Genomic DNA, 16,581 nt, shown 5'->3' with positions numbered 1-16,581 from the left:
GGCAATCTTTCGCGACGATGACGACACCGCAGGGCGACTTTCGGCTGTGGGCGTTCGGTGACGCCCACGTGGGTACCGATCGGCAATTCGGTAGGGAAAGTCTGGCCGAGGCCATCCGGCATTCGGAGTTCGGTGGCCCGCTCGGCGGCCCGCCGTTCGACTGGGACATCGCCGTCGATGTCGGCGACATGTCCGGTGCGCACCACAGCCTGCCCGACGACGACGAGGGGCGTGAGGTCCGCCGGCAACTCTCGGCCATGCGCACCCACCGGCGCGAAGACGTGTACTCGGTGTGCGGAAACCATGACCGTAGTGGGCTTTCCGAGCCCGATGCGTGGTGGTGGCAGAAGTGGATCGACCCGCTCGGCGTGCACACTGCGCATTCCGGCGTCGACGCCGCGGCCCGGCCGTACCCGGTCACCGGCACCTGGGAACGGTATTCGTTCCGCGTCGGCAACCTGCTCTTCCTGATGCTCAGCGACCGTAACGAGCCGTCGCAGGAAGTCGGCCGGGGAACCCTCGGCGGCAATCCAGGTGGCGTGGTCTCTGAGGAGACCTTTGAATGGTGGGCGAACATGGTTGAGCAGAACCGTGATTCGATCATTGTCACGGTGCATCACTACGTCCTCAAAGACACCACGGTGGCGTCAGGGGAATGGGAAGGGGTACGTCGCGGTGCGGATGGGACGCTCCACGAGCACTACCATCGCCCGTTCCTGGACGGGACCCCGCAGGGCGCGTCCTACCTGTACTGGGTGGGCGGCAAGCCGGACTCCGCCGCCTTCGAGCGGTACCTGACCGACCATCCCGGTGCGGTCGCGTTGTGGCTGGCCGGACACACCCACACCAACCCCGACGACTCGCATGGTGGCAAGACGCACATCGAGCAGGCCTGGGGCGGAACATATTTCATGAATGTGGCGTCGCTGAGTCGCCATCACATGCCGATCACGACGCTTCCGATCAGTCGGCACCTCACGTTTCGGCCGGGCAGCGCCGAGGTCCGGGTGCAGTGCTATCTGCACACCGACCAGTACGCGCCGCAGGGCTGGTACCCGCAAGCCGAACGCACGCTCACCCTCGACCGGCCGTTTCACTGGTAACAGGGCGGAGTTACCAGGCGTGCACGGTGTTCTGGGCCGGTTCCAGGCCCTGAGCGATCAACAGCTCGGTGGCGTCGGCGGCCTGCTCGCAGATCGTCGGCAACTCGGTGCGTTCGGCGGCGGTGAACGCCTCCAGCACGAACGCCGCCGGATCCTTACGACCCGGAGGGCGTCCCACCCCGATCCGGACCCGCTGAAAGTCTTTGCTGCCCAGTGCTGACGCGAGCGAACGCAGCCCGTTGTGGCCGCCCTCGCCGCCGCCGATCTTGAGCCGGATCCGGCCGAAGTCGATGTCGAGCTCGTCGTGGATGACCACGAGCCGGCCCGGCGGGACCGAGTAGAACTTGGCCAACGGTCCGACCTGGCGGCCGGACTCGTTCATGTAGCACCGAGGTTTGGCCAGTATCACCGGGGCTCCTGCGAGCCGGCCGGTGATCACCTCGGCGCCGGACTTCTTGTGCGCCTTGAAGGCCGAGCCGATGCGGGCGGCCAGTACATCGGCCACCATGAACCCGACATTGTGCCGGGTCTTGGCGTAGGCGGGCCCGGGATTTCCCAGGCCCACCACCAGCAGCGGCTCGGCCATCGAAAGGGATGCTTACTCGGAGGCTTCGGCAGCCTCGGCCGCCGGCTCCTCGGCGGGGGCCTCGGCAGCCTCGCCGCCGCCCTCGGACTCGAGGTCCTCGGCGCTCGGGGCTTCGACGATGTTGGCCACCAGCAGTTCGGGATCCGACACCAGCGAAACACCGGCGTCCAGCCCGACCTGGCCGGCCAGGATCTGGGTGCCGGCCTCGATGCCCTCGATCGACACGGTCAGGTGCTCGGGGATCGACATTGCGTCGACCTCGATCTCGATGGTGTTGGTCTCCTGGGTGACCAGGGTGCCCGGGACGGCATCGCCCTCGAGGACCACGGTGACCTCGACGGTGACCTTCTCGCCACGGCGCACGACCAGCAGGTCGGCGTGCTGGATGTTGCGGCGGATCGGGTGGATGTCCAGCGCCTTGGTCAGGGCCAGTTGCTCCTTGCCCTCGATGTCGAGGGTCAGCACGGCGTTGGTGCCCGCGTGGCGCAGCACGGCGGAGAACTCGCGGGCGTTGATCTCCAGGTGCTGGGGCTCGGTGCCGTGGCCGTAGAGCACGGTGGGTACGTTGCCGTCGCGGCGGGCCTGGCGCGAGGCACCCTTGCCGGTGCGGCTACGCACGGTCGCGGTCAGCTTGTTGGGGGCGTTCTTAGGCATGTCGTGTTGCTCCTCTATTGCGGTACTGCGGTCAGATCGTCAGCACGGCAAGGGTCACAACACTTGAAGAAGTTCCCGCCGATAACGGTGGTCCAAAGGGTCCACCCTCGCCGTGACGCCAGGTCAGGGTAGCAAAGACCAGGCCAGCAGCAAAAATCGCTGCCAAAAATCGCCAGGTGCCCCTACAGCGGATACGTGGTCTTGGTGAGCTCTTCGGACAGCTCCCACAGGGCCTTCTGAGTGTCCACCCGCCGGGCCAGCGGGCTGCGTCCGACCGGCTGACTGGGGCCGAACTGGCCGAACCGCGGCCCGATGAAGCTGTCTCCGGGAAGATCCTGGGACACCGCGAACAGCGTCTGACGTGCGCCGAACGACGGCTCGCTGGCGAAGACCCGGTTGGCGGTCGCCATCATCCGCTCGCCGAACTTGTTGCCTGTCTGGCCCTGCAGGTTGGTGGCCGAATAGCCGGGGTGGGCGGCCAGGGCGCGCACTTGCGAGCCCGAGGCCGTCAGCCGGCGCTGCAACTCGGAGGTGAACATCAGGTTGGCCAGCTTGGACTGCCCGTACGCCAGCCACGCCGAATATGGCCGCGATTTCCAGTTCAGGTCCTGGAGGCTGATCTTCCCGATCAAGTGCATCAGCGAGGACACCGTCACCACCCGGTCCGTGATCTTGGGCAGCAACAGGTTGGTCAGGGCGAAATGGCCCAGGTGATTGGTACCGATCTGACTCTCGAAGCCGTCGACCGTCCGGCTCAGCGGGACCGCCATGATGCCGGCGTTGTTGACCAGCACGTCGACGCTCTCGACGGTGTCGGCGAACTCGTGCACCGAGGCCAGGTTCTGCAGGTCGAGTTTGCGTACCTCCACCTGCCCGCCGGTCATCGTCTCGGCGGCTGCGGTTCCCTTCTCCAGGTTGCGCACCGCGACGGTGACCTTGGCGCCGACGCGGGCGAGCTCACGCGCGGTGACGAGCCCCAGCCCGCTGTTGGCGCCGGTGACGATCACCCTGCGGCCGGAAAACGAGGGCAGGTCGGCGCTGGTCCATCCACTCATGCTGACCACCCTACGGGTGGCTCTCAATCACTTCTTGGCGATGTTGAAGCCCGCGATGATCGATTCGATGTCCGGGCCCTGTGCCGCAGCCTCGTCGGCGTAGGTCGTGACGGTCAGCTGGACGAGATAACGCTGCGGGGGCTGCAACCCGTCGTTCGCGATGATCACGCGGTTGTAGCTCTGCATGCGCTTGTCGTTGAGGTCGTAGCTGCCCTCGATCATCGCCGACGGGAAGCCCTTCCAGTCCGCGGTGGATGCGTTGAGCTGCTTGAAGTTCTGTGACAGCTGAGCGTCGGCGTAGCCGTGGTCTTTCAGGGCCTTGGGTATGTCGAAATCACCGTGCAGGGTGAAGGCCAGCATCATCGCGGTGGGGTAGGTGTCGCCTTTGGCGATCATCCGGGTGCCCGGTGCCAGGTTCGGATTGTTGTACGGATGCCACCCCGGTGGGCTCGGCATGGTCACCGTCAGATGCGGGATCTTCTCGGGCGCGATGGGCTCGCCGACGACACCGGAGTCCTCCAGGTATTGCCACAGCGGTACCGGCTGGTTATCGGCAGCAGCGGCCGGAGTCGTCGAGCTGGTGGTCCAGATCGACTTGTAGTCAGGCGTTTCGGCGCCGCAACCGGTGACCAGCACCGCCAGCGTGCCGGCCGTGGCGAGGAGCCGCTTCACAGAAGCTCGCGCACCGAATCGATCGGCCGGGCCAACCGGGTGCCGTTGTCGGTGACGACGAACGGGCGCTCGATCAGGATCGGGTTCTTCGCCATCGCATCGAGCAGTTCGTCGTCGGTGGCATCGGCCAAACCCAGTTCGGCGTAGAGGGATTCACGCTTGCGCACCGCGGCGCGGACATCGATCCCCGCAGATTTGATCAGCGCGGCGATCTCCTCACGCGTCGGCGGCGTCTTCAGATACTGCACCACTTCGGGCTCGATCCCGTTCTCGCGCAACAGATCCAGCGTCTTGCGCGAGGTTGAGCATTTCGGGTTGTGGTAGATGCGCGCCGGGGCCATCTAGGCCGACCCGTCGAACAGTCCGGTCACCGAGCCATTGTCGAACACCGCGCGGATGGTGCTGGCCAGCAGCGGCGCGATGGACAGCACCGTCAGCTGCGGGAACTGCTTGTCCTCGGTGATCGGCAGCGTGTTGGTGACGATCACCTCGCGGGCACCGCACTCGGCCAGGCGCTGGGCGGCCGGATCGGAGAGCACGCCGTGAGTCGCGGCGATGATGACGTCCTTGGCGCCGTCCTCGCGGAGCAGCTTGACCGCGCCGGCGATGGTGCCGCCGGTGTCGATCATGTCGTCGGTGAGGATGCAGGTCCGCCCCTTGACGTCACCGACGACCCGGTTGGCCTTGACCTGGTTGGGCACCAGCGGGTCACGGGTCTTGTGGATGAAGGCCAGCGGGACGCCGCCCAGGGCGTCGGCCCACTTCTCGGCGACGCGCACGCGGCCCGAGTCGGGAGAGACGACCACCATGTCGGTGCCGGCGTACTTGTCGGCGATGTAGCCGCACAGCAGTGACTGACCGCGCATGTGGTCGACGGGACCGTCGAAGAAACCCTGGATCTGATCGGTGTGCAGATCCACCGACACGATGCGGTCGGCGCCGGCGGTCTTGAGCAGGTCGGCGACCAGGCGGGCCGAGATGGGCTCGCGGCCGCGGTGCTTCTTGTCCTGCCGTGCGTAGGGATAGAACGGCAGGACCGCGGTGATCCGCTTGGCGCTGCCGCGCTTGAGCGCGTCGATCATGATGAGCTGTTCCATGAGCCACTGGTTCAGTGGCGCGGGGTGGCTCTGCAGGACGAACGCGTCGCAACCACGCACAGATTCATCGAACCGGACGAAGATCTCGCCGTTGGCGAAGTCCCGCGCGGTCTGCGCGGTGACCTCGACCCCGAGCTCCTTGGCGACCTGCTCCGCCAGCTCGGGGTGCGCACGCCCCGAGAACAACATCAGGTTTTTTCGGTTGTCGGTCCAGTCCGTGGCCACTTGGCTGCCTTCGCGGTTGGGGATCGATACGGAGCAATCGTACGTAGCGTTTCCGGTAGTTCGTAGGCGGGTTACCAGATTGCCAACACGAAACGTCTGAGCCGCCGCCGGCCGGGCGGGCCCGTAACCACTTACGCCGCGGATTGCTGCTCAGCGGTGACTGCAATCCGCGGCATAGATGTGCTGGTCGCGGTCAGTCGTCTGGGGCCTGGGCTTTGCGCGCGGCTTCGGCCTGATTCGCGGCTGCCGCCGCTTCGGCAGCTGCCGAGCCGGGGCGCTTGCGCTGCACCCAGCCCTCGATGGTGCGCTGCGCATTGTCCGAGACCGCCAACGCGCCGGGTGGAACATCGTCGCGCAGCACGGTGCCTGCACCGGTGTAGGCACCGTCGCCCACCTGGACCGGGGCGATGAACATGGTGTCGGAGCCGGTGCGCACATGGGAGCCGACCGTGGTGCGGTGCTTGCTCTCGCCGTCGTAGTTGACGAACACGCTGGATGCCCCGATGTTGCTGTGGTCGCCGATGTCGGCGTCGCCGACATACGTCAGGTGGGGCACCTTGGTGCCGGTGCCGATCGTGGAGTTCTTTGTTTCGACGAACGCGCCGAGCTTGGATTCGGCGCCGAGGATCGTGCCGGGCCGCAGATAGGTGAACGGGCCGACGGTGGCGCCCGCGCCGATCACGGCGAGCTGACCGTGGGTGCGCACCACCGATGCGCCGTCACCCACCTCGACGTCGGTCAGTGTGGAGTCCGGGCCGATCTCGCAGCCGGCGCCGATCTCGGTCGTGCCCAGAAGCTGGGTGCCGGGGCGGACGACGGTGTCGCGGCCGATGGTCACATCGACGTCGATCCACGTGGTGGCCGGGTCGACGATGGTGACGCCGGCGCGCTGGTGGCGGGCCACGATGCGGCGGTTGAGTTCGGCGCCGAGATCGGCGAGCTGCACGCGGTCGTTGACGCCGGCCACCAGGGCACTGTCGTCGACGTGCATGGCCCGTACCGTCCGGCCGTCTTGGCGCACGATCGCGATCACGTCGGTGAGGTACAGCTCCTGCTGTGCGTTGTTGGAGCTCAGCCGGCTCAACGCCGAGCGCAGATCGGCGATGTCGAACGCGTACACCCCGGCATTGACTTCGCGGATGGCCCGCTGCGAGTCGGTGGCGTCGGCCTGCTCGACGATGCCTGTAATGTCCCCGCCCTCGTCCGTCCTCAGGATGCGGCCGTAGCCGGTGGGGTCGGGCACGGTGGTGGTGAGCACGGTGGCGGCGGCCGTCGCGGCGCTGTGGGTTTCGATGAGACCGGCCAGGGTGTCGGCGTCGAGCAGTGGCACGTCACCGGAGGTCACCACGACCGTGCCGGCGAATTCGTCGGGCAGCGAGCTCAGGCCGCAGGCCACGGCGTGGCCGGTGCCCAGCTGCTGGTCCTGGATGGCGACGTCGATGGTGCGGCCCAGCTTGTCGGCCAGCTCGCCGACCGCGGGTGCGATGCGTTCACGATCGTGGCCGAGAACGACCACCAGATGTTGGGCGGCCGCGTTGGCCACGGTGTGTACCGCGTGGCTGAGCATGCTGCGGCCCGCCAGGGTGTGCAGCACCTTCGGGGTGTCCGAGCGCATTCGGGTCCCGGCACCTGCTGCCAGTACGACGACTGCGGCCTCGGTGGTCGACAACATGATCCCCTTCTCTGCCGAGCGACCTCCCCGCAAGCGGGAGGTAGCCCCCAGCATGCGTGATGACACGCCGTCAACTGTGTCATTTTGCGGTCGCTCGCGGGCCTGTGTGAGCTCCGTCGCCAGGACTCGAACCTGAACTATCTGAACCAAAATCAGAGGTGCTGCCGATTACACCACGACGGAATGTCCGGGAGAGACTCTAGTCGAACGGTCTAGCCTGATATACGTGGCAGCACCCGAGAAGGAAGTGCGGGCCCCCCGGGCCCGGATGACCGGCAACGAACGACGGCAACAGCTCATCGAGATCGCCAAGTCGCTCTTTGCCGAACGGGGCTACGAGGGGACCTCGATCGAGGAGATCGCCCAGCGTGCCAACGTCTCCAAACCCGTCGTCTACGAGCACTTCGGCGGCAAGGAAGGTCTGTACGCCGTCGTCGTCGACCGGGAGATGTCGGCCTTGCTGGACGGGATCACCTCGTCGCTGACCAACAACCGGTCGCGGGTGCGCGTCGAACGGGTGGCGTTGGCCCTGCTGACCTATGTCGAGGAACGCACCGACGGCTTTCGCATCTTGATCCGGGACTCGCCGGCCGCGATCACCTCGGGTACGTACTCGACGTTGCTCAACGATGCGGTCAATCAGGTGTCTTCGATCCTGGCCGGGGACTTCTCCCGACGCGGGCTCGACCCCGACCTGGCGCCGCTGTATGCCCAGGCGCTGGTCGGTTCGGTGTCGATGACCGCGCAGTGGTGGCTCGACGTCCGCGAGCCCAAGAAAGAAGTGGTGGCCGCCCATGTGGTCAACCTGATGTGGAACGGCCTGACCCATCTGGAGTCCGACCCGGTCCTGCACGAGGAGTAGGTCTGCGGCGTCCGCTCGCCCAAACTGCAACCTTAGGGTTGCGACAACGGGCTCGCATGTGCAACCCTTGGGTTGCAGCAATTCCGTCAGAGAGGACACCCCGACATGACCACCGACTACGACCGCATCGAGCGCGAGATTGCCATCGACGCACCGGCGCAACGCGTCTGGGACCTGGTGAGCGAACCCGGCTGGTACATCAACGAAGAGCGGATCACCGAACACCGCATCGATCGTGACGGCGACGTCGCCATCGTCACCGACCCCACGCACGGCAGGTTTGCGTTGCGCACCGTCACACTCGATGAGCCGAGCTATGCGGCCTTCCGGTGGCACATCGACGCCGATGACCTCGACAGCTCGTCCACCCTCGTCGAATTCTGGATTACCCCAGCCCCATCTGGCGTGGTGCTGCGAGTCGTCGAGAGTGGGTTCGCCTCGCTCGACGAGCCCGAGGCCAACCGCCGCTCCCGGTTCGACGATCACAGTGGCGGCTGGCCGGTCGAGCTCGGTCTCGCCCAGAAGTATCTGGTGGGGGCCGCTGCCGATGCATGAAAATGCCTCGCCGGTACAGGTTTTCGCCGCACTGGCCGACGACAGCCGGTGGCAGGTTCTGATTGCCCTCGGCCGTCGGCCCGCGTCCGCGTCGTCACTGGCCGACGAACTCCCGATCAGCCGCCAGGCCATCGCCAAACACCTGAAAGTGCTCACCGATGTCGGCCTGGTGGTGGCCACCCGGGTCGGGAGAGAGATCAGGTACGAGGCGGTGGGCGCTCGGCTCAGTGAGGTGGCACGGCGGCTCGACGGCATCGCGGCGGGTTGGGAACGCCGGCTTGCCAGGATCAAGGATCTTGTCGAGCGGGATGGCTGACGGCCGCGCTCATCCCAGATCCCGCGATAGCAGGTCCGCCGTCGTCTCCCGACGCACCAGCACCCGCGACGCGCCGTCTCGCACCGCCACCACGGGTGGGCGGCCCACCATGTTGTAGGTCGAGGCCATGCTGTGTTGGTAGGCCCCGGTGCAGGCGACGGCCAGCAGGTCGCCGGCGTGGATGTCGGCGGGTAGTTCGACGTCGTGCACGATCTCGTCACCGGCCTCGCAGTGCCGGCCCACCACGGTGGCCACCATCGTCGGCCCCAGCGGATGCCGATTTGCCAGGGCCACAGTGTATTCAGCGCCGTAAAGCGCGACGCGGGGGTTGTCGCTCATGCCGCCGTCCACCGCGACGAAGGTGCGTCCGCCCGGCTGGGACTTCACCCCGTGCACCCGGTACAGCGTCAGCCCGGCCCGGGCGCTGATGGCCCGGCCGGGTTCGACGACCAGACGCGGCCGTGGGAACCGTTCGGCCGCGCACGCGGTGGTCAGTGCATCGTCGACGATGGCGGCGAATGCGCCGGTATCGAGCGCCGCGTCCCCACGGACATACGGAACCCCATGGCCGCCACCGATGTTGAGCTCGGTCAGCAGTACGTCGTGCTCGGCACGGATGTCGGCCATCGCGCCGATCAACCGGTGTACGGCCTCGCCGTAGGGCGCAGGATCGGTGATCTGCGAACCGATATGGCAGTGCAGCCCAACCAGATCGAGGTTGGGGGTGGCCAGAACGCGGGCCGCGGCGCGGGCGGCCCGTCGGTCGGCCAGCGCGAAGCCGAACTTCTGATCGGTCACGCCCGTGGTGATCGCTCGATGCCCATGGATGTCGATGTCGGGCGCGACCCGGATCAGTACCTGCTGGGGTCGACGTACCAGCCCGGCCAGGTAGGTGATCTCCATCGGGCAGTCGATCACGATCCGGCCCACCCCGACGTCGATCGCATCGCGCAGCTCGTCGCACGACTTCGCGTTGCCGTGCAGCACGATGCGCTTCGGGTCGACGCCGCCGGCCAGGGCCGTCGCGAGCTCGGCCGCCGAACACACATCGACCCCCAGGCCTTCCTTGGCAGCCCAGTGTGCGACCGCCGTGGTCAACAGCGACTTGCCGGCGTAGACCACCTCGGTTTGGCCGAGGGCGGCCCGGTAGCGCCGGGCGCGGGTCCGGAAATCGGTCTCGTCCAGCACATAGGCCGGGGTGCGGTACTCGTCGGCGATGTCGGTCAGTGCCACCCGGCCGACGGTGATCCGGCCCTGCTCGTCGACGCCGGTGGTCAGCGGCCAGATGTTCGGGTCGAGCCGCGGTCGGGTGGTGTCGCGTAATGAAGGCAGGATGTCCAGCAGGGTCATGACTTCAACGTGGACCGCGGCGGGGCGGCTGTCACCGGGCTTGACGATCCCTTGATGCCGGCGGCCTCAATCTTGACGGGCTCAGGTCCTCCCGAAGGACTTCGTCTCGGTCGCGGTGGCGATGAACCCGTTGCCTTTGACGGGATCGGCCATCCGGCAGGCCAGCAGGATGTCGTCGGTGTGGATGCACGTGGCGTTGCCCGCGTCGAAGCGTTGGCCGGCCGGGAGCATCGGGGCTTCGTCCTCGGTGAGGCCGTCGACCGGACTCAGGGGCTCTCCGGTACGGGAGAAACTCATCGGGATCGCCCCGTTGGTGGTGCCGTAACTGAACAGGTGCGCCAGGTTGGCATCGTTGGGCGCCCCGACGAACGGCCCACGACAGTCCAGGGCGTACATCGCGCGGTGCTGGGTGGTCATGCAGGCGAAGCCGTCGGGGGTACGAAATCCCTGAACTGGAAATCCCTGGCCCTCGCGCAGGACGTACTGCGCCGGATCGACGGCCGGGTAGGCGGCGAAGTCGGGTATGCCGTCCGGTCCGAGGTGCGTCGGTACTGCCTCGTGTGCGGAGTCCGACGAGTGCCGGCCGGTCAGCCAGATCATCGCGAGCGCCACCGTCAGCACCACCGCGAGCGCCGCCGTCCAACGCTTCATCGGTCCATGATCGCCCGGCGGAGATCGGGGCGGAGCCGAATTCCCGGCCCCGTAGAATGGCCTTCATCATGACCGCACCGGGGCACAACCATGTCCAGACCCCGATCGCGGGTCTCGTCGAGCTGGCATTAACCGATCCGTCCTTGCGGGACGTCCTTCGCCGCGCCGCCGACCGGCCCGCCGATCTGGCGCTTGTCGGGCCCACCAGTGCCCGCGTGCTGGTGGCTGCCGGGCTGGCCCAGCAGGGGCCGTTGCTGGTGGTCGCCGCCACCGGACGCGAGGCCGACGATCTGACCGCTGAGCTGCGCGGCGTGGTCGGCGATGCCGTCGCGCTGTTCCCGTCCTGGGAGACGCTGCCGCACGAGCGCTTGTCTCCGGGCGTGGAGACGGTCGCTGCCCGGCTGATGCTGTTGCGCCGGCTGGCTCATCCCGACGACGCGTTGCTGGGCCCGCCGCTGCGGGTGGTGGTCACCACCACGCGTTCGCTGCTGCAGCCGATGGCCCCGGATGTGGTGGGCACCGAGCCGGTCACCCTCAGCTTGGGTGCCGAGGCTGAGTTCGAAGCCGTGGTCGCCCGGCTCGTCGACCTGGCCTACACCCGCGTCGACATGGTCGGCAAACGCGGAGAGTTCGCCGTGCGCGGTGGCATCCTGGACATCTTCCCGCCCACCGCCGAGCATCCGGTCCGCGTCGAGTTCTGGGGTGACGAGATCTCCGAGATGCGGATGTTCTCGATCGCCGACCAGCGTTCGATCCCCGAGATCCCCGTACAGAACGTGGTTGCCGTGCCGTGCCGCGAACTGTTGATGACCGATGAGGTGCGTGAGCGCGCCGCAGCGCTCGCCGCCGAGCACCCCGTTCGCGAGAACGCCGTGACCGGCAGCGTGCCAGAGATGCTGGCCAAGCTCGCCGAGGGCATTCCCGTCGACGGGATGGAGGCGCTGCTGCCGCTGTTGCATCCGGTGCAGCCCACGACGCTGACGCACCACCTGCCCGAGGGCGCCCCGGTGCTGCTGTGCGACCCCGAGAAGGTGCGGACCCGGGCCGGCGATCTGATCAAGACCGGGCGGGAGTTCCTGGAGGCCTCGTGGTCGACGGCCGCGGTCGGCGGGGATGCCCCCATCGACATCGAGGCGCTGGGCGCATCCGGATTCGTCCCGTTCGAGCAGGCACGTGAGGATGCGGTCGCCGGCGGTCACCCGTGGTGGACGCTGAGCCAGCTGCCCGACGGCAAGGCCACCGAGCTCGATCTGCGGCAGTCTCCGTCGGCCCGCAGTCAGCAGAGTCTCGAGGAGATCTTCGCGATGCTGCGGGCTCACGTGGCCACCGGCGGGTATGCCGCGGTGGTCACCCCGGGCGCCGGTACCGCCCACCGCGTGGTGGAGCAGCTCGGCGAATCCGATACGCCCGCAGCGATGTTGGAGCCCGGGGCGGCACCCAAGGCCGGTGTGGTCGGAGTGCTCAAAGGCCCGCTGCACGATGGCGTGATCCTGCCCGGGGCCAACCTCGTGATCATCACCGAAACGGATCTGACCGGCAACCGGGTAACCGCCTCGGAAGGCAAAAGGCTTGCGGCCAAACGCCGCAACGTCGTCGATCCACTGGCTCTGGCCGCCGGGGATCTGGTGGTCCACGATCAGCACGGCATCGGCAAGTTCGTCGAGATGACCGAGCGGGTGGTGGGTGGCGCCCGCCGCGAATACCTGGTGCTGGAGTACGCGTCGTCGAAACGGGGCGGCGGATCGGACCGGCTGTACGTGCCGATGGATTCGCTGGATCAGCTGTCGCGGTACGTCGGCGGCGAGGCGCCATCGCTGTCGAAGCTCGGCGGCAGTGACTGGGCCAACACGAAAACCAAGGCGCGCAAGGCTGTTCGAGAGATCGCCAGTGAGCTGGTGGCGCTGTACGCCAAGCGGCAGTCGGCGCCCGGCCACGCGTTCGGTCCCGACACTCCATGGCAGAACGAGATGGAGGATGCGTTCGGCTTCACCGAGACGATCGACCAGATGACCGCGATCACCGAGGTCAAATCCGATATGGAGAAGCCGGTTCCGATGGACCGGGTGATCTGCGGCGATGTGGGTTACGGCAAGACCGAGATCGCGGTGCGGGCCGCGTTCAAAGCGGTGCAGGACGGCAAGCAGGTGGCGGTGCTGGTGCCGACGACGCTGCTGGCCGATCAGCATCTGCAGACCTTCACCAATCGGATGGCGGGTTTCCCGGTGACGGTCAAGGGGTTGTCGCGGTTCACCGATCCCGCCGAGTCTCGGGCCACGATAGAGGGGATGGCCGACGGATCGGTCGACGTGGTGATCGGGACGCACCGGCTGTTGCAGACCGGCGTGACCTGGAAAGACCTGGGACTCATCATTGTTGATGAGGAACAGCGGTTCGGCGTCGAACACAAGGAACACATCAAGTCGATGCGCACCCACGTCGACGTGCTCACCATGAGCGCCACCCCGATTCCGCGCACCCTGGAGATGAGCCTGGCCGGAATCCGCGAGATGTCGACGATTCTCACCCCGCCCGAGGAGCGCTATCCGGTGCTGACGTACGTCGGCCCACATGACGACAAGCAGGTGGCCGCGGCGTTGCGCCGTGAGCTGCTGCGGGACGGGCAGGCGTTCTACATCCACAACCGGGTCCGCACCATCGACCAGGCCGCGGCGCGGATTCGTCAAATGGTGCCCGAAGCCAGGGTCGTCGTCGCCCACGGTCAGATGAACGAGGAAACGCTGGAGAAGACCGTCGAGGGCTTCTGGAATCGTGAGTACGACATCCTGGTGTGCACCACGATCGTCGAGACCGGCCTGGACATCTCCAACGCCAACACGCTGATCGTCGAACGCGCCGACACCTTCGGGTTGTCACAGCTCCATCAGCTGCGTGGCCGGGTGGGCCGCAGCCGCGAACGCGGATACGCCTACATGCTCTATCCGCCCAATTCACCGCTCACCGAGACCGCCTACGACCGTTTGGCCACCATCGCGCAGAACAATGAGCTGGGCGCGGGCATGGCCGTGGCCATGAAGGACCTGGAGATCCGCGGCGCGGGCAACGTACTGGGCGCCGAGCAGTCCGGCCACGTGGCCGGGGTGGGTTTCGACCTCTATGTGCGCTTGGTCGGCGAAGCGGTGGAGGCCTACCGGGCTGCGGCTGACGGGAAAACCGTTGCCACACCGCAGGAAGCGAAGGAAGTGCGCGTCGACCTCCCAGTCGATGCGCACCTGCCGCCGGAGTACATCGGCAGCGACCGGTTGCGGCTGGAGGGCTATCGGCGGCTGGCCGCGGCCGCCGATGAGGACGCGGTGAAGGCCGTCGTCGACGAACTCAACGACAGGTATGGCCCGCTGCCGGTCGAGGCGCAGCGTCTGGTCGCGGTGGCACGGCTCCGGTTGCTGTGCCGGAAGTATGGCATCACCGAGATCGGCGCGGTGTCGGCATCGACGATCAAGTTGTCACCACTGGTGCTGCCCGATTCCGCGCAGCTGCGGCTCAAGCGGCTGTACCCCGGCGCGCACTACCGGGCCACCACCTCGGTGGTTCAGGTGCCGATACCACGTGAGAGCGATGGGATCGGCTCACCGCGGATCCGTGACCTCGACATTGTCCGAATGGTGGCCGGTCTGGTGCTCGTGCTCAACGGACAGACCGAGGGCAGCGTCGACATCACCGCGAACCTGTAATTTTTCTCGGTCTAATCGGCTGGTGGCAACACCTTTTGGACGTCCGCACCGGCTGAATCGCCGATTCGCTGTTAACGCCTCGGTGCGCAGGCCCGACATACATGCGGGGGGTCAAGGTATTGCGTAGTCGTCAGTAGATGAGGCGGCAAGATCGTCGGCCATAGGGCGGTCATGCAATTTCCCAAACCGAACATCACGCGACTGCCGTCTATGGCGACTCGTCGTGGTGACGCAAGGCGAAGGAGTGACCATGAACTTCAAGAAGTTCGCAGTAACCACAACGATGGCCGGTGCACTGGGGTTGGGCGCGTTAGGCCTGGGTACAGGCCTCGCGCAGGCCGTTCCGACGGTGCCCCCGCCGCCTCCGGTTCCCGGTCCGGCGGTACCCAACACGGGTACGCCGAATGTGAGCGTGCCGGGTGTCAACGTTCCTGATGTGAACGTTCCGAGCGTGAATGTTCCGGATGTGAACGTGCCCGCTGTGAATGTTCCGGATGTGAACGTGCCGAGTGTGAACGTTCCTGACGTGAACGTGCCTACCGTCAGATTTCCTGAGGTAGACAATTTCTTCCGGCAGACGAATGGAAACATTGCGCCCGGTCAGCTGATCAATTCGCCGACCATCAACGGTGTTGGGAATCCGTTCTTCGGAATCCCACCCGGCCAGCTCAAGACGCTGCCAACGGTGAATGGCGTCGCCAACCCGTTTTTCGACGAGAGCCCGGGGCACTGGGTGATCCCGGAGGGCCAGTTCCCGCCGGAGTCGTAAACCACGGTTTGTGACATGATGGCCGCCTTGCCTTCGGGCAGGGCGGCCATCCCGTGTGGGGACGGACCCCTGCCGGCGAGTTGCAGCGTTGGCCGTGTTCACCAGGCGTGTCGAGGTCCGGCAACGTGTTGGTATAACCGAGACTAGGGGTCTCATCGAAATCCGTGAGGGGGTGTCGCCGATGACCGTCGTATTGGTCGACCCCCGCCACCCGTCCCTGATCCCCGTCGAAGCAATCGATCTGCTCACCGGTGATGTCCAGTACACCGAGGAGATGCCGGTGAAGGTGCCGTGGTCGCTGCCTGCCGCGCGGCCCGCATATGACGGTGAGGATGCTCCCGTTTTGCTGTCCTCGGACCCGGAGCATCCGGCGGTCAAGGCCCGTTTGGCGGCCGGGGACCGTTTGATCGCGGCGCCGCGGGCCCAGGCGGGGGAGCGGCTCGTAGATGCCGTGGCGATGATGGACAAGCTGCGCACCGACGGGCCGTGGGAGAGCGAGCAGACCCACGATTCACTGCGCCGCTACCTGTTGGAGGAGACCTACGAGGTGTTCGACGCGGTGCGCGGCGGCAATGCCGACGAACTGCGCGAAGAGCTCGGTGATGTGCTGCTGCAGGTGCTTTTTCATGCCCGTATCGCCGAGGATGCGCCCGTTCACCCGTTCAACATCGACGATGTCGCCGATTCGCTGGTGCGCAAGCTCGGCAACCGCGTACCGGCAGTGCTTGCCGGAGAATCGATTTCACTGGACGAGCAGCTGGCCCAGTGGGAGCAGCGCAAGGCTCAGGAGCAGAAGGTGAAAGCCCGCGGCTCGTCGATGGATGACGTGCCCACGGGGCAGCCGGCTTTGGCGCTGGCACAGAAGGTGCTGGCCCGGGTGGCCCAGGCCGGGTTGCCGGCCGACCTGGTGCCCACGGCCCTGACTTCAGTGGTGGTCTCGGCAGATGCCGATGCCGAGAATGACTTGCGCAGCGCGGTTTTGGAGTTCATGGACACTGTGCGGGCAGCCGAAGCCGATGTTGCCGCCGGCCGCCGGGGCGAGGACGTTCCCGAGGAACTCGACGTGACGCCGCTGGGGTCGATCACAGAGGACGAGTGGCGGGAGTACTGGCCGGGCGCGATCGACGAGTCCGAGCCCGAGGCCGATGCAGACGGCGAGCTTGAGGACGACGCCGGGGACGCTGTCGAATCCACGGACGAAGACTCTGACTCCGCCGGTGCGGACATAGCCGACGACACGGAGTCCACGGACACCGACGACCCGGACACCGACGACCAGGACGAGCCAGCCAAGTCGGACTGACCCTCGGGTTGCCCACCGGTCA

The 16,581-nt window shown here is 66.8% G+C and carries 16 protein-coding genes and 1 tRNA gene; 7 read left to right on the top strand and 10 right to left on the bottom strand.

Annotation, left to right across the window (positions count from 1 at the left end):
- Positions 1-17 precede the first annotated feature (17 nt).
- A complete protein-coding gene (locus HBE63_RS19505) occupies positions 18-1,103 on the top strand; it encodes a hypothetical protein (RefSeq protein ID WP_166906214.1) in 1,086 nt (361 codons plus the stop codon).
- A gap of 10 nt (positions 1,104-1,113) precedes the next feature.
- Here HBE63_RS19505 and pth read toward each other — a convergent pair whose 3' ends face one another.
- From pth to HBE63_RS19465, 8 genes are all read right to left on the bottom strand, one after another.
- Entirely contained in the window at positions 1,114-1,689 is a 576-nt protein-coding gene (gene pth, locus HBE63_RS19500; RefSeq protein WP_166906213.1) for an aminoacyl-tRNA hydrolase, read from the bottom strand.
- A gap of 12 nt (positions 1,690-1,701) precedes the next feature.
- Positions 1,702-2,343 carry a 50S ribosomal protein L25/general stress protein Ctc gene (locus HBE63_RS19495; protein ID WP_166906212.1) on the bottom strand — a complete coding sequence of 214 codons (642 nt, stop codon included), beginning with the start codon at positions 2,341-2,343 and terminating at the stop codon, positions 1,702-1,704.
- A gap of 182 nt (positions 2,344-2,525) precedes the next feature.
- Positions 2,526-3,398 (bottom strand): oxidoreductase, encoded by an 873-nt coding sequence (locus HBE63_RS19490; protein WP_166906211.1) that lies wholly within the window; start codon positions 3,396-3,398, stop codon positions 2,526-2,528.
- 27 nt (positions 3,399-3,425) lie between these two features.
- Entirely contained in the window at positions 3,426-4,070 is a 645-nt protein-coding gene (locus HBE63_RS19485) for an LpqN/LpqT family lipoprotein (RefSeq protein WP_166906210.1), read from the bottom strand.
- Positions 4,067-4,411 (bottom strand): arsenate reductase (glutaredoxin), encoded by a 345-nt coding sequence (arsC, locus tag HBE63_RS19480; protein WP_166906209.1) that lies wholly within the window; start codon positions 4,409-4,411, stop codon positions 4,067-4,069. The genes HBE63_RS19485 and arsC overlap by 4 nt, the downstream gene beginning before the upstream one ends.
- Complete coding sequence (locus tag HBE63_RS19475; protein WP_166906208.1) at positions 4,412-5,392, bottom strand: ribose-phosphate diphosphokinase; 981 nt, start codon at positions 5,390-5,392, stop codon at positions 4,412-4,414.
- A 193-nt stretch (positions 5,393-5,585) separates the two neighbouring features.
- On the bottom strand, positions 5,586-7,064 hold the full coding sequence (gene glmU / locus HBE63_RS19470) for a bifunctional UDP-N-acetylglucosamine diphosphorylase/glucosamine-1-phosphate N-acetyltransferase GlmU (RefSeq protein ID WP_166906207.1): 1,479 nt from the start codon (positions 7,062-7,064) through the stop codon (positions 5,586-5,588).
- Between the two features lie 111 nt (positions 7,065-7,175).
- Positions 7,176-7,247 (bottom strand) — tRNA-Gln (locus HBE63_RS19465).
- 85 nt (positions 7,248-7,332) lie between these two features.
- Between HBE63_RS19465 and HBE63_RS19460 the strand changes: the two genes are divergently transcribed.
- The 3 genes from HBE63_RS19460 to HBE63_RS19450 all read left to right on the top strand — a co-directional run bounded on the left by HBE63_RS19460 (position 7,333) and on the right by HBE63_RS19450 (position 8,797).
- Positions 7,333-7,926: a TetR/AcrR family transcriptional regulator gene (locus tag HBE63_RS19460; RefSeq protein WP_155915976.1), complete on the top strand. Its 594-nt coding sequence runs from the start codon at positions 7,333-7,335 to the stop codon at positions 7,924-7,926.
- A 105-nt stretch (positions 7,927-8,031) separates the two neighbouring features.
- Complete coding sequence (locus HBE63_RS19455; RefSeq protein WP_166906206.1) at positions 8,032-8,481, top strand: SRPBCC domain-containing protein; 450 nt, start codon at positions 8,032-8,034, stop codon at positions 8,479-8,481.
- Positions 8,474-8,797, top strand: coding sequence for a metalloregulator ArsR/SmtB family transcription factor (locus tag HBE63_RS19450; RefSeq protein ID WP_166906205.1), 324 nt, complete (start codon positions 8,474-8,476; stop codon positions 8,795-8,797). Before HBE63_RS19455 ends, HBE63_RS19450 begins: the two co-directional genes overlap by 8 nt.
- Before the next feature lie 9 nt (positions 8,798-8,806).
- Here the strand turns inward: HBE63_RS19450 and lysA are convergent, their stop codons facing one another.
- Together lysA and HBE63_RS19440 are read right to left on the bottom strand one after the other, a co-directional pair.
- A complete protein-coding gene (gene lysA, locus HBE63_RS19445; RefSeq protein ID WP_166906204.1) occupies positions 8,807-10,147 on the bottom strand; it encodes a diaminopimelate decarboxylase in 1,341 nt (446 codons plus the stop codon).
- Positions 10,148-10,228: 81 nt separating this feature from the next.
- Positions 10,229-10,798: a hypothetical protein gene (locus HBE63_RS19440; RefSeq protein WP_166906203.1), complete on the bottom strand. Its 570-nt coding sequence runs from the start codon at positions 10,796-10,798 to the stop codon at positions 10,229-10,231.
- 68 nt (positions 10,799-10,866) lie between these two features.
- Here HBE63_RS19440 and mfd point away from each other — a divergent pair, with 68 nt between their 5' ends.
- The 3 genes from mfd to HBE63_RS19425 all read left to right on the top strand — a co-directional run bounded on the left by mfd (position 10,867) and on the right by HBE63_RS19425 (position 16,559).
- Entirely contained in the window at positions 10,867-14,487 is a 3,621-nt protein-coding gene (gene mfd / locus HBE63_RS19435; RefSeq protein ID WP_166906202.1) for a transcription-repair coupling factor, read from the top strand.
- 283 nt (positions 14,488-14,770) lie between these two features.
- Complete coding sequence (locus tag HBE63_RS19430) at positions 14,771-15,256, top strand: hypothetical protein (RefSeq protein WP_243858163.1); 486 nt, start codon at positions 14,771-14,773, stop codon at positions 15,254-15,256.
- 181 nt (positions 15,257-15,437) lie between these two features.
- Positions 15,438-16,559, top strand: coding sequence for a nucleoside triphosphate pyrophosphohydrolase (locus tag HBE63_RS19425; protein WP_166906200.1), 1,122 nt, complete (start codon positions 15,438-15,440; stop codon positions 16,557-16,559).
- Positions 16,560-16,581 lie beyond the last annotated feature (22 nt).

Origin of the sequence: Mycobacterium sp. DL440 (genome assembly GCF_011745145.1) — a bacterium.
Lineage (GTDB): Bacteria > Actinomycetota > Actinomycetes > Mycobacteriales > Mycobacteriaceae > Mycobacterium.
The sequence above is the reverse complement of the archived record's forward strand: the minus strand, read 5'-3'. Positions and strand labels throughout refer to the sequence as shown.